This is a genomic window from Streptomyces sp. S4.7, from assembly GCF_010384365.1.
Taxonomy (GTDB): domain Bacteria; phylum Actinomycetota; class Actinomycetes; order Streptomycetales; family Streptomycetaceae; genus Streptomyces.
Genome location: NZ_CP048397.1, coordinates 2,645,515 through 2,659,112 on the forward strand (window position 1 = coordinate 2,645,515; position 13,598 = coordinate 2,659,112).

Consider the following 13,598-nt stretch of genomic DNA (forward strand, 5'->3'; position numbering starts at 1 on the left):
ATGCACCGGCCGCACGCGGAACCCGGACGCCGGGAACACCCTCTTACCGTCTTACGGCGCGGTGTTCGGCGGACCGTCGTGCAGGATCCGCTGGAACAGCTCGCGGTCGCGCCACGCGCCGTCGATGTGCAGATAACGCGGCGCCGTCCCGATGAGTTCGAACCCGCATTTGCGCACGACGCGCAGCGAGCCGGTGTTGGACGGCATGGTGCTCGCCTCGATGCGGTGCAGTCCCAGGTCCTCCAGCGCGGCCCTGCCGACCTCTTCGACCGCGCGGGTGGCCAGTCCGCGCCCGGTGTACTCGGCGTCGATCCAGTAGCCGAGGCCGGCGCTGCGGAACGGCCCGAGGACGATGGTCGAGAGCCTGGCCTGACCCACCACGCGCCGCCCGTCGACGAAGTGCCAGCGCAGGGCGGAGGGGTCGGCCAGCAGATGGGCCTGTGCCTCCGGGGTGAAGTAGTCGGCGGTGCGGTACGGGGACCACGGGCCCATGTGGTCCCTGTTGCGCAGAAGTGCTTCGGCAAGAGGGCCGGCGTCTTCCGCTCGCGCGGGCCGGAACAAAAGGGAGTCGTTGACCATCCGATGAAAATAGACGCCCCGGTTCCGGTTCGGGTACCCAAAAGCCCACCGTGATCGACGGACGGTCACTTCGCACTGTTCAGGCGCCCCCGTACTTCGTACCCGCCGCCGGGTCCAGCGCCAGCCGGTAACCGCGCTTGACGACCGTCTGGATCAGTTCCGAGGCGCCGAGCGCCGCACGGAGCCTGGCCATGGCCGTCTCCACCGCGTGCTCGTCGCTGCCCGCCCCGGGCAGGGCCCGCAGCAGGTCGGCGCGCGAGACCACCCAGCCGGGCCGTCTCGCGAGCGCGGTCACCAGAGCCATCCCGGCGGGCGGTACGGGCCTCAGCTCGCCGTCCAGCAGCACCGCGTGACCGCGGATCTCGAAACGGCGGCCCGCGACCGTCAACGTGCGGGTGCGGCCGGGGAGTTCGAGACAGAGCACCTGGACGAGCGGGCCGAGGCGGAAGCGTTCGGGCTGGACGGTGTCGATGCCGTGCTCCTGGAGCGGCAGGGCGGTGACGGGGCCCACGCAGACGGCGAGCACGTCGTGGTGCAGGGCATCGACCAGATCGGCCAGCAGACCGCGCTCACCGGCCCGGGAGAGCAGCGAGGCGGCGGCGGGCGCGCTGGTGAAGGTGACGGCGTCCAGGGAGCGCGCGACGGTCGCGTCGATGAGCCGGTCGACGGGAGCTATGTCCTCGGGCGGCATCCAGCGGTAGACGGGTACGACGACGACATCGGCGCCCCCGGCCCGCAGCGCCTCCACGAAGCCCGGCAGCGGCTCCCCGTGCAGCTGGAGCGCGACACGGCGGCCCTCGACGCCCTCGGTCAGCAGCCGGTCCAGCACCTCCGCCATGGACTCGGAGTCCGGCGACCACTCCTCGGTCAGCCCGGCGGCGCGGATCGCGCCCTTCACCTTCGGCCCGCGCGCCAGCAGTTCGGTGCCACGCAGACAGTCGAGCAGTTCCTGGCCGTGGCCCCAGCCGTCGGCCGCCTCGACCCAGCCGCGGAAGCCGATCGCCGTCGTCGCGATCACCACATGGGGCGGGTTGCCGACCAACTCCTTGGTGGCCGCGAGGAGTTCGGCGTCGTCGGAGACCGGCACGATGCGCAGGGCGGGAGCGTGCATGACGGCGGCGCCGCGCCGCATGAGCAGCGCCCCCAGTTCCTCGGCGCGCCGGGCGGCGGTGACCCCGACCGTGAATCCGGCGAGTGGGCCGTGCTGCTGCTGATCGGACATGGTCCTCGTCCCGCTCTCTCGTCCGTACGGCTCCGGTGGCGGAGCCGGGCGCTTCACGGAGCCGGCCCCGCGGAGCCCGCCCGCGCCCGGCGCCGGGCCCCGCACGGAGCCCGGCTCATACCTCTGCGTAGTCGAGCCGGTGGCTCACATCGGCGCCGGCCCCCGTCTCCGCCTCCGTCGCCGGTCGGGCCGCCTGCTTCCGAAGGTATACCGCCCAGGTGAGCGCCGAGCACACGGCGTAGAAGCCGAGGAAGGCGACGAACGCGGCGGTGCCCGTGCCCGCCTCCTGCTGGAAGGACTGCCGGAAGGCGAGATTGACCCCCAGCCCGCCGAGTGCGCCGACGGCCCCGATCAGCCCCATGGAGGCGCCGGAGAGCCGGCGCCCGTACCGGGCGGCGTCCTCCCCCGTCCTCCCCCTGGCCAGGGCCTTCATCTGGAAAATGCCGGGGATCATCTTGTACGTCGAGCCGTTGCCGAGGCCGCTGAGCAGGAAGAGCGCGGTGAAGCCGACGAGGAACACGGGCAGCGACTCGGTCACCGAGGCGAAGATCACCACGACGGTGGCCGCCGCCATCCCCCCGAAGTTCCACAGCGTGATGCGGGCGCCGCCGTGCCGGTCGGCGAGCCTGCCGCCGACGGGCCGTATCAGCGAGCCGAGCAGCGGACCGGCGAAAGTCAGCGATGCGGCCTCCAGGGGCGTGCGCCCGAACTGGGTCTGGAGCACCAGGCCGAAGGCGAAGCTGTAGCCGATGAAGGAGCCGAACGTCCCGATGTAGAGCACCGCCATGATCCAGGTGTGCCGGTCGCGTACGGCCTCCTTCGCCGCCCCGGTGTCGTTCTTCACCGGCGCCAGGTTGTCCATGAACAGCGCGGCGCAGACGGCGGCGGCGACGATCAGCGGGAGGTAGACGGCGAGCACGATCCGGGGGTGCGTGGCGCCCGCCGTCCCGATCACCAGCAGCCCGACGAGCTGCACGACCGGCACGCCGATGTTCCCGCCGCCCGCGTTGAGGCCGAGCGCCCAGCCCTTCTCGCGCAGCGGGAAGAAGGAGTTGATGTTGGTCATGGACGAGGCGAAGTTGCCGCCGCCGAGCCCGGTGAGCGCGGCGACGGCCATGAAGGTGGTGTACGAGGTCCCCGGCTCCATCACCGCGTAGGCGGCGCCGGTCGGCAGGAGCAGCAGCAGGGCGCTGACGACGGTCCAGTTGCGGCCGCCGAAGCGGGCGACGGCGAAGGTGTAGGGGACCCGCACGAGGGCGCCGACGAAGGTGGCCATGCCGATGAGGAAGAACTTCCCGGCCGGGTCGATCCCGTACTCGGGCCCCATGAACAGGACCATCACGGACCAGAGGGTCCAGATGGAGAACCCGATGTGCTCGGAGAGCACGGAGAAGAGCAGATTGCGCCTGGCGGTCCGGCGCCCCGTCCGCTCCCAGAAGTCGGTGTCCTCCGGATCCCAGTGCTCGATCCATCGTCCCCGTCCGGCGCCGGGTGCCGGATCGGTGGTCGTCGGGCCAGTCATCGCGCCTCCACTGACGGTGCGGTTCGGTGACCTCTGAGGGTAGGGACGGCGCGTTTCACCGGGATGCCGCGAGATGACCGGCGCGCAACCTTGGTCTCACCCGGTGGTGGGCGCGACTGTGAGACCGGCCGCCGGCCCGTCTGCCGCCGCCCTCACCAGCGCGTCGCCGTGAAGTCGACCGGCCGTGGCCGCAGCGTGGCGGTGCGGGTCACCAGGGCCCGCATACGCCGCCGCGCCTCGGCGGCGGGCAGGTGCTTCCGGTCGCCGTGGCCGGGGAGCAGCCACTCGAAACGCAGGGCGTCGGCCGTACGGGCCAGGGAGGCGGCCAGCGCCTCGATGGAGTACCAGGTGACGTTCTCGACCACCTCGATGTCGCCGGTGGTGCGGGACCAGTAGAAGCTGTCGCCGCTGAAGCAGTACCGGTCGTCGGCGACGTACACCACGCTGCCGCGCGTGTGGCCGGGAAGCGGATGGGCCACGACACCGTCGGTGATCTCGACGGCTTCGGTGCCCCGCAGCACCTGGTCGGCGTCGGGTGCGGCGGCGAGGTCGCCCTCGTGGATCCAGAGCCGGGCGCCGAACCGGTCGGCGTACGCGCGGCCGTGTGCCGCGTGGTCCTGGTGGGTGAGCAGGACGTCGGAGACGGGGCCGAGCGCTTCGAACCGGGCCGCCAGCGCCTCGCTCCAGCGCGGGGTGTCCACCATGACCTGGCCGCCGGACGGGCGCCGGACGAGATAGGAGTTGGCGGCCGCGGTCATCGGGGCGTTGTGTCCGCAGAGGGAGACGGTGGCGTCGAACGGCAGCGGGTAGGGGTCGAGATCCCGGTCCAGGCGGTGGCCGGCCGGCGGGCGCACGGACCGGGTGTGACAGGCGAAGGCGGCGGCGTGGAGCAGATGTTCCTCCGCGGCGTCGAGCGGCTGGCGTACGACGGCGGAGCGCCCGTCGACCTCGTCTATCAGTCCCGGTGCGAGCTGGCGGGAGACGTCGCAGTTCGTGCAGCGGTCGTCCACGTGCCAGCCGGCGTCGGTGGCGGCCGTTCGGGTCCGGGTGGAGGTGTCGTTCACGGTGTCACTCCTGTGCGGTTCGGCCCTGTCCCGTACCGGTCGCGTACGGGACGGCGTCGCGGCCGGGTACGGGTCGGGTACCGGCCGGACGGGAACGAGAATCCCCCTCCCCCGCGGGAAAGCGGAAGGGGGTCCCGATCTTGTTTCTCGGCGCCGCGGGCCATCTCACGGACCCGCGTGGCACTCCGCTTTTGGCGCGAACATGACACTATTGCCGCCCACCACCAGCCTCGGCCCACCGCCCCCGCACGGCTCCAGCCAGACCCGCACCCGCCCGCAGGCGCACCGCGTGTAGACGACGGTTCCCTCGGCGACCGTGTGGCGCGACGCCTCCTGGAGCGGGGCCTCGACGGGCCAGCCGCAGTCGGCGCAGGCGGCGATGTCCTCGGGACGGATATCTGTCGGATCAGCTTCCATACGGCCAAGCGTCCGCCCTCGGACCGTGCGCGTCCATCGCATCTTTCGGGACGGAACCATGCCGAAACAGCGTACGAATGGCGCACGATGGAGGGCGTGATCAATCTGCGCCTCCTCCAGACGCTGCGCGTCATGAACGCGCAGGGCACCGTCGCGGCCACCGCCCGCGCGCTGAACCTCTCGCCGTCCGCCGTCTCCCAGCAACTGCGCCAGCTCTCCCGCGAGGTCGGCGCCGAGCTGTGGGAGCCGGACGGCCGACGGATCCGCCTCACCACGGCGGGCTGCGTCCTGCTGCACCACGCGGACCTGCTCAGCGCCCAGTGGGAACGCGCCAGGGCGGACGTCGCCGAGCACGGCGGCGGCTCGTACCGGACGCTGCGCATCGGCGGCTTCGCGACCAGCATCGGCCCGCTCCTCGCGCCCACCGCGCAGCAGCTGCGCGACGCGTCGCCGTCGACGCGTACGACCGTCGCGGACATCGACACCCGCCACTGCTACGAGCAACTGCTGGCCGGAAAGCTCGACATCGCCGTCCTCACCCCACTGCCCGGCAGCCCCACCATGGACGATCCCCGCTTCGACCAGCGGCCGCTGATGGACGACTACCTGGACCTCGTCGTCCCGGCGGCGCACCCGCTGGCCGGCTGTGAGCGCGTCGAGCTGTGCGAGACGGCCGACGACGACTGGATATCGCCGCACCACGACCAGAGACGCCTGATCGAAGCGCTCTGCGCCGCGTCCGGCTTCGCCCCGCGGATGGTCCACCACGCCGACGAGTGGCCGGCGGTGCTCTCGCTGATCAGCCACGGCCTCGGCATCTGCCTCGTGCCGCGGCTGGTCCCCCTCACCACCCATCCGGAGCTGGTGAGGCTCTGCGTCACCGGCGACCCGCCGCCCTTCCGGCGGGTCCTGACCTGCGTACGGCGCGGCAGCGGTACCCAGCCGACGATCAGCGACGGTCTGGCGAGCCTGCGTGCGCGGGCGGCGCTGAGCCCGTGGGCCGACTAGAGCCGTTCGAGCCGTTCGAGCCGTTCGGCCAGAGTCTCGGCCGCCGTCTGGCCGCGACGTCCTCGACCCACCCGAAGGCCAGGATCGCGACCGCCAGCAGCGGCCAGATCAGCACCAGCGTCAACGCCGGGTAGGCGGCGTCCAGTTGCTCCCCGTACTTCCACATGTCGGGAATCTTCCAGAGCTGGTCGATGATCGGTACCGTCGCCATGATCAGCAGGTTGTGCCAGAGATAGATCGTCACGGCACGGTTGTTGGCGAGAGTGATCGTGGAGTCGAACTGCGCCAGTTTCCCGGGCAGTTTCCGCCACGACGGCGAGTACTGGAGCAGGATCGCGCAGAACCCGAGCGACCAGGTCGCCTGGGCCAGCGGGATCTCGTCCAGGTTCCAGCCCTCGTCGGTGAGATGCCCCGACGCCCACCAGATCCCGAAGGCCATGACGAACGCGGCGAGCGAGACCGTGATGTAGCGCGGCACCTTCTTGAACATGCCGTCGTTGTGCGCGAAGCCGAGGATCCAGCACGCGCCGTAGACCGCGAAGTCGGTGAGCGCCAGCCCCGCCTCGCCGGGGATCTCCACCAGACCGGTGCCGATGACGGCGGTCAGCGCGAGCGGCGCCAGCAGCGTCGCCCACGGCACCCGCCGGAAGGCCCACAGCAGCAGCGGCGACGCCAGCACGAACCAGAGGTACGCGCGGATGTACCAGAGCGGCCCGGCCGCCTGGTCCGCCCACGACTGGTCCAGCCAGCCGCCCTCCGAGCCGCTCTCCCACGGATACGGCGGCGCCCCGACCGGCAACAGATAGTTGGCCAGCTTGAGGAACCACCACAGCCCCTCCTCCCTGACCGGCTTCCAGCCCATCGCGAACATCACCGGCACGACGACCAGCGCGAACGCCCACATCGGCGGCAGCAGCCGCCGCATCCGGCCCCTGATGACACCCGGCGAGGGCCGGGCCAGCGAGCGCGCCATCAGCGAACCCGCCAGCGCGAACATCACACCCATGGAGGGGAAGAGAATCGTCAGCCAGGCCCAGCCGAAGATGTGGTAGACCACCACCCGCCCCAGCGCGATCGCGCGCAGCAGGTCGAGATAGCGGTCCCTGCCGGACGGACGCCCGGCGCCCTCCGCCGGCCCCGCTTCCGGCCGCGCGCCTCCCTGCGCCCTGTTCCTGGCTCGCGGAACACCTCCGGTGTCCCCGGCGGCCACTCCCCCGGTGCCGACGAAACCGCCGCTCATGCCACCGGCCTCCGAACGTCCTCGCGCCGCCGCCCGGTCGTGGCCCCCGGTGCCTCGACGGCGCCCGTGCGGCGCAGCTTCTGCCAGCGGAGCCGGCCGCCGGTGAGTGCCGTGATCCAGGACTGGAGCAGCACGACGTACATGAGCTGCCGGTAGAGGATCTGCTGGAGGGGCAGCGAGATCAGATGGATCATGCGTTCGCCGTCGAGCCGGAAGGCGTACGCGGCGCAGACGGCCTGTACGGCCAGCACACCCAGCCACGCGATGACGGTGTTCCTTGTGGGGCCGAAGATGAGCCCGTACAGGAGGAACACGTCGATGAGCGGCGCGAGCAGCGGGAACAGCACCATGAACAGCGAGACCAGCGGCAGTCCGACCCGGCCGAAGCGGCCCGAGGGCCCGCGCTCGATCACCGCGCGGCGGTGCTTCCAGATCGCCTGCATCGTGCCGTAGCTCCAGCGGTAGCGCTGGGACCACAACTGCTGCACGGACTCCGGCGCCTCGGTCCAGGCGCGGGCGCGCTCCGCGTACACGACCCGCCAGCCGTCGCGGTGCATCGCCATGGTGATGTCGGTGTCCTCGGCGAGGGTGTCCTCGCTCATCCCGCCGACCCGCTCCAGGGCCTGGCGGCGGAAGGCGCCGACCGCGCCGGGGATGGTGGGCATGCAGCGCAGCACGTCGTACATCCGGCGGTCCAGGTTGAAGCCCATCACGTACTCGATGTGCTGCCAGGCGCCGATGAGGGTGTCGCGGTTGCCGACCTTGGCGTTGCCCGCGACGGCCCCGACCCTCGGGTCGCCGAACGGCTGGACCAGCTCACGCACGGTGGACGGCTCGAAGACGGTGTCCCCGTCCATCATCACGACGAGGTCGTGACCGGCGTGCGCGATGCCGTTGTTGAGCGCGGCGGGCTTCCCGCTGTTGACCTGCCGTACGACCTGGACACCCGGCAGCCACATCGCCTCGACGATGTCCGCCGTGCCGTCCGTCGAGCCGTCGTCGATGACGATGACCTCGATGGGATGGTCACTCTCCATCAGTGAGCGGACCGTGTTGGCTATGCACTCGCGTTCGTTGTACGCGGGCACGAGCACCGTCACCGGTTCGGTGACCGGCTCGCCCCAGCCGAAGCCGCGCCGCCGCACCTTGCGCGCGTGCGCGAAGGAGAGCACCAGCATCAGCCCGAACCGCCCGATGACCAGCACACCGATCACGGCGAGCCCGGCCACCAGTACGGCGGTGGTGCCCTCCGAGACGGCGACGGCCCCGACGAACGCCTTGCCCTTGAGCAGTTCGACTCCGGAGACGGGCGTATGGGCGCTCGGGGCGCCCAGCGCCTCGGTGAGGTTGGCGAACTCGTATCCGCGCTCCTGCATGCTCGGCAGGAAGCGGCCCAGCGCGGTGACGGTCTGCGAGCGGTCGCCGCCGGAGTCGTGCATCAGCACGATGGAGCCGCGGGTGCCCTCCGGTGTGGCCCGCTCGATGATCTCCTCGACACCGGGACGCTTCCAGTCCTCGCTGTCGGTGTTGTTGAGCACGGTGATGTAGCCGAGGCTGCCGATGTACTCGGTGACCGGCCAGGACTTGTCGTCCATCGCGTCGGCGAAGGAGGAGTACGGCGGCCGGAACAGCGAGGTGCGGATGCCGGCCGCGCCCGCCAGCACGAGCTGGTTCTGTGTCAGCTCCCAGTCGATGCGGGACTTGGTCTGGTACGCGAGATCCGGGTGGTTGAAGGTGTGCAGGCCGATCTCATGGCCCTCGGCGACCATCCGTCGCACCAGGTCGGGATGGCGCGAGGCCATCGTGCCGGTGACGAAGAAGACGGCGTGCGCGTCGTATTCCTTCAGCTTGTCGAGGACCTTGGGCGTCCACTCGGGGTCCGGTCCGTCGTCGAAGGTCAGCACGAGCCTGTGGTCGGGGACCTTCAGCGCCTTGGGGGTGGTCGTCCCACGCGCGTCTATGACCGGGCCGCCCTTGAGGATCCGGTCCGGCACCTGGTCGGTGGCGGCCGGGGGGCGTACGCGATGGTCCGCCAGGATCTCGCTGTGCACATAGCCGCGCAGCATCAGCATCGCGAGCAGGGCGACGAGCAGCAGCGAAGGCAGCAGATAGCGCATGGGCAGTCTGCGTCCGGCGACGCGACCCCGCTTCTGCTTGTGCTGGCCGTGCTTGTGGGACGGGGCCCGTCTGCCAGAAGAGGTCATTTTTACTGGGCGCCTTCCGCGACTGCGTGCTGGCCGTCCTGCACGACGGGTGGATCGACGGGCGCGGAGTCCGAGGGAGTGGGGTCCGTGCCGGGATCGGGGCCGGGATCGACCGGTCCTCCCGGGTCGGACTCACCGGGGTCGGGGTCGGGGTTCTCTCCCGGGCCCGGATCGGCGTCGCCGGGGTCCGGCTTCGGATCGGTCTTCCCGGGCTTCGGGTCGGGGTCCGGCTTACCGGAGGCCGAGCCTGACGGGTCGGGGTCGTTCGACGCGCCGGGGCTCTCGCCGGGCGCGGACGGTGTGCCGGAGACGGAGTCCGCCGGGCTGGGGTCGAGGCCCCCCGCGCCGGGCGTGGCCACCACGGTGGGCCGGTCCGTCGGGGGCGGCTGTATCTCGACCTTGTCGGAGTCGCGCTTGTCACTGACGCCGGGTATCTGGAGCCAGGGGGCGCTGGAGCTGCCGCCGACCAGGGCCGCGACCAGCGCGACGGCGTAACAGGCGCTCGCTATCGCCAGCACCCAGCCCAGACGCCGGAGCTTCTTGCTCCGACGGCCGCTGGCGTCGACGAAGACGGGGCCTTCGGCGCTGTCCGCGGCCCGCGCCGCGGGCATGCCGGTGGCCTCTGTGGTCCGGCCGGGCAGTTCGGAGAGCTGCCGCCCCAGACCGTCGAGCTCGACGGTGACGTCCATCGGCTCATGCGTATGCCCTTTTCGGGCATCTTCTCGCCAATTGTCCACTGCTGTACGCACATCCCCCACAAGATCACTGGGTGCGTGCATGAACATGGCCGGAATTCGGCCGTCGGCCGGGCCCCCACCCGAACCGAGCGCCCCCCAACCACTTGCACCCGGACCCAGAATGTAGCGCACGGCGACCACACACGTGCTCCTGCTTCACCAGTTGATATGCATCTGTACGAGTTCGCTGCCGAAGGACCGATCTTGACGCAAAAATTCCGGCCATGCGGTCCGTTCTCGCGGAGCGGCCCCACGGCCCTGAACTGCCCTTGTTCCAGGGCGTTGTGACCCGGGACGGCAGGGGCCGGCGGATACATGAGGGACATCGCACCGCGCCGCGCCGGGGCGCTGTGTCCGACATCACGACGTCCGGCGCACGGCGAAGGCCCCGCTGCCAGCGGCAGCGGGGCCTTCGCCTCACATGGGAACTGTGGAGATGGCGGGAATCGAACCCGCGTCCAACGGTGCGGAACCAGGGCTTCTCCGAGTGCAGTTCGCTACGTTTTTACTCGGCCCCGGAGGTCACGCGAACAAGCCTCCGACAGGCCCAGTCACTGTTTGATTTCCCACCGTGTCCCGTGACCGAACGCGGTGGTTTAGTTCCCTAGTTGATGCCAGGATCCGGGTCGGGAACACCCCCGGGCTGACACTCCACGGAGTCTTCGCTAGCTGCTAATTAAGCAGCGAGAGCGAAGGTGGAGGAATCGCGCTTGGAATTGGCGATTATTGTTTGCGACATATGGTTAACGAGATCATTGCCGCTTCCTCGACTCGCTTCCCCTGCCTCGACATCCGCTGTCGAAACCGATCATCCCCATGTTGATTTTTCAAACGCTGTCCCTGCTCTGCGGGACGTCAACCATCGTACGTGACCAACGCGGGCCGCGGCCACCTTATTCCGCCCGTCGGGCGATCAGGCGCGCTGACGTCGGCGTACCGCCGAGACCGCGCGCTCCGTCTCCCGCCGGTCCTGCTTCTCACGGAGCGTCTGGCGCTTGTCGTACTCCTTCTTGCCCTTCGCCAGCGCGATCTCGATCTTGGCCCGGCCGCCCTTGAAGTAGAGGGCCAGCGGCACGATCGTGTGACCGGACTCGTTCGACTTCTGCTCCAGCTTGTCGATCTCGATCCGGTGCATCAGCAGCTTCCGCTTGCGCCGCGCCGAGTGGTTGGTCCAGGTGCCCTGGGTGTACTCGGGCACGTGCACGTTGTGCAGCCACGCCTCATGGTCGTCGATCTGTACGAAGCCGTCCGCCAGGGAGGCGCGTCCCTGGCGCAGCGACTTGACCTCGGTACCCGTCAGCACGAGACCGCACTCGTAGGTGTCGAGAATGAGGTAGTCGTGCCGCGCCTTCTTGTTCTGCGCGACCAGCTTGCGCCCTGTGTCCTTTTCCTTTGCCATAGTGCGTTCATTTTCGCACTACGACCCGCCTCCGAGGCCACTCAATACTGTGCGGGCCCGCTCCTGGGCCCGTTCGGCCACGACCAGGTCGGGCGTGATGCCCCTGTCGTCGACCTTGTGACCTGCCGGTGTGCGGTAGTGCCCGACCGTCAGCTCGGCCACGGAACCGTCCGGCAGCCGGCTCGGCATCTGTACGGAACCCTTGCCGAAGGTGGGCGAACCGACGGTGATCGCCCGGCCACGGTCCTGGAGGGCGCCGGTGACCAGCTCGGCGGCGCTCATCGTGCCGCCGTCGACGAGCGCGACCACCGGCCGCTCGGTGTCGCCGCCCGGGTCCGCGTACAGGGACCGCTGCTCACCCCGTATGTCGTAGGTGGCGACCAGGCCGCCGTCGAGGAAGGCGGAGGCCGCCTGGACGGCTTCGGTGATCAGCCCGCCCGCGTTCCCCCGGAGGTCGAGGAGGACGCCGGTCCCCCTGGGGGCCTCCAGCACCGCGTCCCTGATCTGCTTGCCGCTGCCCTTCGTGAAGGCGGCCACCTTGATCACGAGCGCGCCGTCGGCGCCGGTGTGGAGTGTGACGGCGTCCGTACTGAGGCTGGCCCGGCGCAGCGTCTGGCTCCACTCGTGCCCCTCGCGCGCCAGACCGAGGACCACGGTGGTGCCCGCGGAGGCGTCCTCGGACTCGCCGGTGTCCCGGTCCCTGCCGTCACCGCGCAGCAGCGCGACGACCTCGGTCACGGGGCGCCGGCCGACCGGTTCGCCGTCGATCGTACGGAGGATGTCCCCGGCCTTGATCCCGGCCAGCGCCGCGGGGCCGCCGGGCTGGACCTTGCTCGCCGCGATCCGGCCGTCGGCCAGCCGCTTGGCCGAGAGACCCACCCCGGTGTACTTGCCGTCGAGGGCCTGCTCGAACTCCTCGTACTCACCCTTGTCGTACACGGCGCCCCAGCGGTCACCGCTGCGGCTGACGACGTCCTCGGCGGCCTCGGTGCCGGACTTACCTTCGGCCATGGCCTCGGCGGCGGCTCTCGCGACCTCGTCCCTGTCGGCCGTGGAGGCGACGGAGCGGGTGCTTATGCGGGCGGCTTCCTCGTCGGCACGAGGCAGCGAGTCGGTGGCCGCGGCGGTGGCGAGCACACTCGCGAAGAGCACGGTCAGGGCCGCCCCGCGGTAGAAACCGTGGGGCCTGAGGCGATTTTCGGGGCCCGGCATGGCGCCGAGTCTAGGACAACCCCCGGCGCCGCAGAGCGGCTTGGCGAGACGACGCCAGGGGCCATTGTCACACCTTGAGGTACTTGCGCAACGCGACGGAAGCGGCCACGGCCGGCATGAGCAGACCGATCACCAGCACCAGCGGAAGGACGGCCAGCACCGCGTCCCACCCGATGAAGTTGACCAGTTGCATCTTGTCCGCGAGCGCGAGTCCGCCGTCGATCAGGAAGTAACGCCCGGCGAGCAGCAGTACACAGGCGACGACACCGCCGATCAGTCCGGCGAACGCGGCCTCCATGATGAACGGCATCTGGATGTAGAAACTCGACGCTCCCACCAGCCGCATGATGCCGGTCTCCCGCCGTCTGCTGAACGCGGACACCCGGACGGTGTTCACGATCAGCATCAGGGCAATGACAAGCATCAGCGCCATCACTCCGAGCGCGGCGACGTTCATGCCCTGCATCAAGTTGAAGAGGTTCTCCAGGATGTTGCGCTGGTCCGCGACGGACTGCACACCGTCCCGGCCCTCGAAGGCGGTCGCCACCACCTTGTACTTCTCCGGGTCCTTCAGCTTGACCCGGAACGACTCCTGCATCTGGTCCGGGGTGATCATCCCGGCGATGGGGGTCTCGCCGTACTGCTCGCGGTAGTGCTTGTACGCCTCGTCTGCCGTCTCGTGGTAGACCTCGTCGACGATGTCCATCTTGTCGAGGTCCGTCTCGATGGTCTTCCGCTGATCCGCGGTGACCGGGCCCTTCTCGCACTTGTCGGTGGTCTCGGCGTCTCCCTTGTTGCACAGGAAGATCGAGACGTTGACCTTGTCGTACCAGAAGTCCTTCATCACGCTGACCTGCTCGCGCATGAGCAGTGCGCCGCCGAACAGCGCGAGCGAGAGGGCTACGGAAATGATGACGGCGAACGTCATCGTCAGATTTCGGCGGAGACCGACGCCGATCTCCGACAGGACGAACTGGGCGCGCATGGCGTCCTT

General features: G+C 70.1%; 12 protein-coding genes and 1 other RNA gene. 1 reads left to right on the forward strand and 12 read right to left on the reverse strand.

Annotated elements, in window-relative coordinates:
- Nucleotides 1-51 precede the first annotated feature (51 nt).
- The 5 genes from SSPS47_RS11615 to SSPS47_RS11635 all read right to left on the reverse strand — a co-directional run bounded on the left by SSPS47_RS11615 (nucleotide 52) and on the right by SSPS47_RS11635 (nucleotide 4,804).
- On the reverse strand, nucleotides 52-579 hold the full coding sequence (locus SSPS47_RS11615; RefSeq protein ID WP_164250802.1) for a GNAT family protein: 528 nt from the start codon (nucleotides 577-579) through the stop codon (nucleotides 52-54).
- Between the two features lie 79 nt (nucleotides 580-658).
- A complete protein-coding gene (locus SSPS47_RS11620; protein ID WP_164250804.1) occupies nucleotides 659-1,801 on the reverse strand; it encodes a uroporphyrinogen-III synthase in 1,143 nt (380 codons plus the stop codon).
- Nucleotides 1,802-1,916: 115 nt separating this feature from the next.
- Nucleotides 1,917-3,323: a nitrate/nitrite transporter gene (locus SSPS47_RS11625; RefSeq protein WP_164250805.1), complete on the reverse strand. Its 1,407-nt coding sequence runs from the start codon at nucleotides 3,321-3,323 to the stop codon at nucleotides 1,917-1,919.
- A 152-nt stretch (nucleotides 3,324-3,475) separates the two neighbouring features.
- Complete coding sequence (locus SSPS47_RS11630; RefSeq protein ID WP_164250807.1) at nucleotides 3,476-4,387, reverse strand: MBL fold metallo-hydrolase; 912 nt, start codon at nucleotides 4,385-4,387, stop codon at nucleotides 3,476-3,478.
- A gap of 165 nt (nucleotides 4,388-4,552) precedes the next feature.
- Complete coding sequence (locus SSPS47_RS11635) at nucleotides 4,553-4,804, reverse strand: hypothetical protein (RefSeq protein ID WP_164250809.1); 252 nt, start codon at nucleotides 4,802-4,804, stop codon at nucleotides 4,553-4,555.
- A 96-nt stretch (nucleotides 4,805-4,900) separates the two neighbouring features.
- On the opposite strand from SSPS47_RS11635, the gene SSPS47_RS11640 reads away from it, so the two are divergent.
- Nucleotides 4,901-5,812 (forward strand): LysR family transcriptional regulator, encoded by a 912-nt coding sequence (locus SSPS47_RS11640; RefSeq protein WP_164250811.1) that lies wholly within the window; start codon nucleotides 4,901-4,903, stop codon nucleotides 5,810-5,812.
- Here SSPS47_RS11640 and SSPS47_RS11645 read toward each other — a convergent pair.
- The 7 genes from SSPS47_RS11645 to ftsX form a co-directional block, all read right to left on the reverse strand.
- Nucleotides 5,754-7,052, reverse strand: coding sequence for an acyltransferase (locus tag SSPS47_RS11645; RefSeq protein ID WP_164250813.1), 1,299 nt, complete (start codon nucleotides 7,050-7,052; stop codon nucleotides 5,754-5,756). The genes SSPS47_RS11640 and SSPS47_RS11645 overlap by 59 nt on opposite strands.
- Nucleotides 7,049-9,169, reverse strand: a complete 2,121-nt coding sequence (locus SSPS47_RS11650) for a glycosyltransferase (protein WP_164254520.1) — start codon at nucleotides 9,167-9,169, stop codon at nucleotides 7,049-7,051. Before SSPS47_RS11650 ends, SSPS47_RS11645 begins: the two co-directional genes overlap by 4 nt.
- Nucleotides 9,170-9,258: 89 nt before the next feature.
- Entirely contained in the window at nucleotides 9,259-9,945 is a 687-nt protein-coding gene (locus tag SSPS47_RS11655) for a hypothetical protein (RefSeq protein ID WP_164250815.1), read from the reverse strand.
- 476 nt (nucleotides 9,946-10,421) lie between these two features.
- Nucleotides 10,422-10,809, reverse strand: a transfer-messenger RNA (tmRNA) gene (ssrA, locus tag SSPS47_RS11660).
- Between the two features lie 97 nt (nucleotides 10,810-10,906).
- Nucleotides 10,907-11,392, reverse strand: a complete 486-nt coding sequence (smpB, locus tag SSPS47_RS11665) for an SsrA-binding protein SmpB (RefSeq protein ID WP_078077082.1) — start codon at nucleotides 11,390-11,392, stop codon at nucleotides 10,907-10,909.
- 18 nt (nucleotides 11,393-11,410) lie between these two features.
- Complete coding sequence (locus tag SSPS47_RS11670; RefSeq protein ID WP_164250817.1) at nucleotides 11,411-12,604, reverse strand: S41 family peptidase; 1,194 nt, start codon at nucleotides 12,602-12,604, stop codon at nucleotides 11,411-11,413.
- 67 nt (nucleotides 12,605-12,671) lie between these two features.
- A complete protein-coding gene (gene ftsX, locus SSPS47_RS11675; RefSeq protein WP_147875549.1) occupies nucleotides 12,672-13,589 on the reverse strand; it encodes a permease-like cell division protein FtsX in 918 nt (305 codons plus the stop codon).
- Nucleotides 13,590-13,598 lie beyond the last annotated feature (9 nt).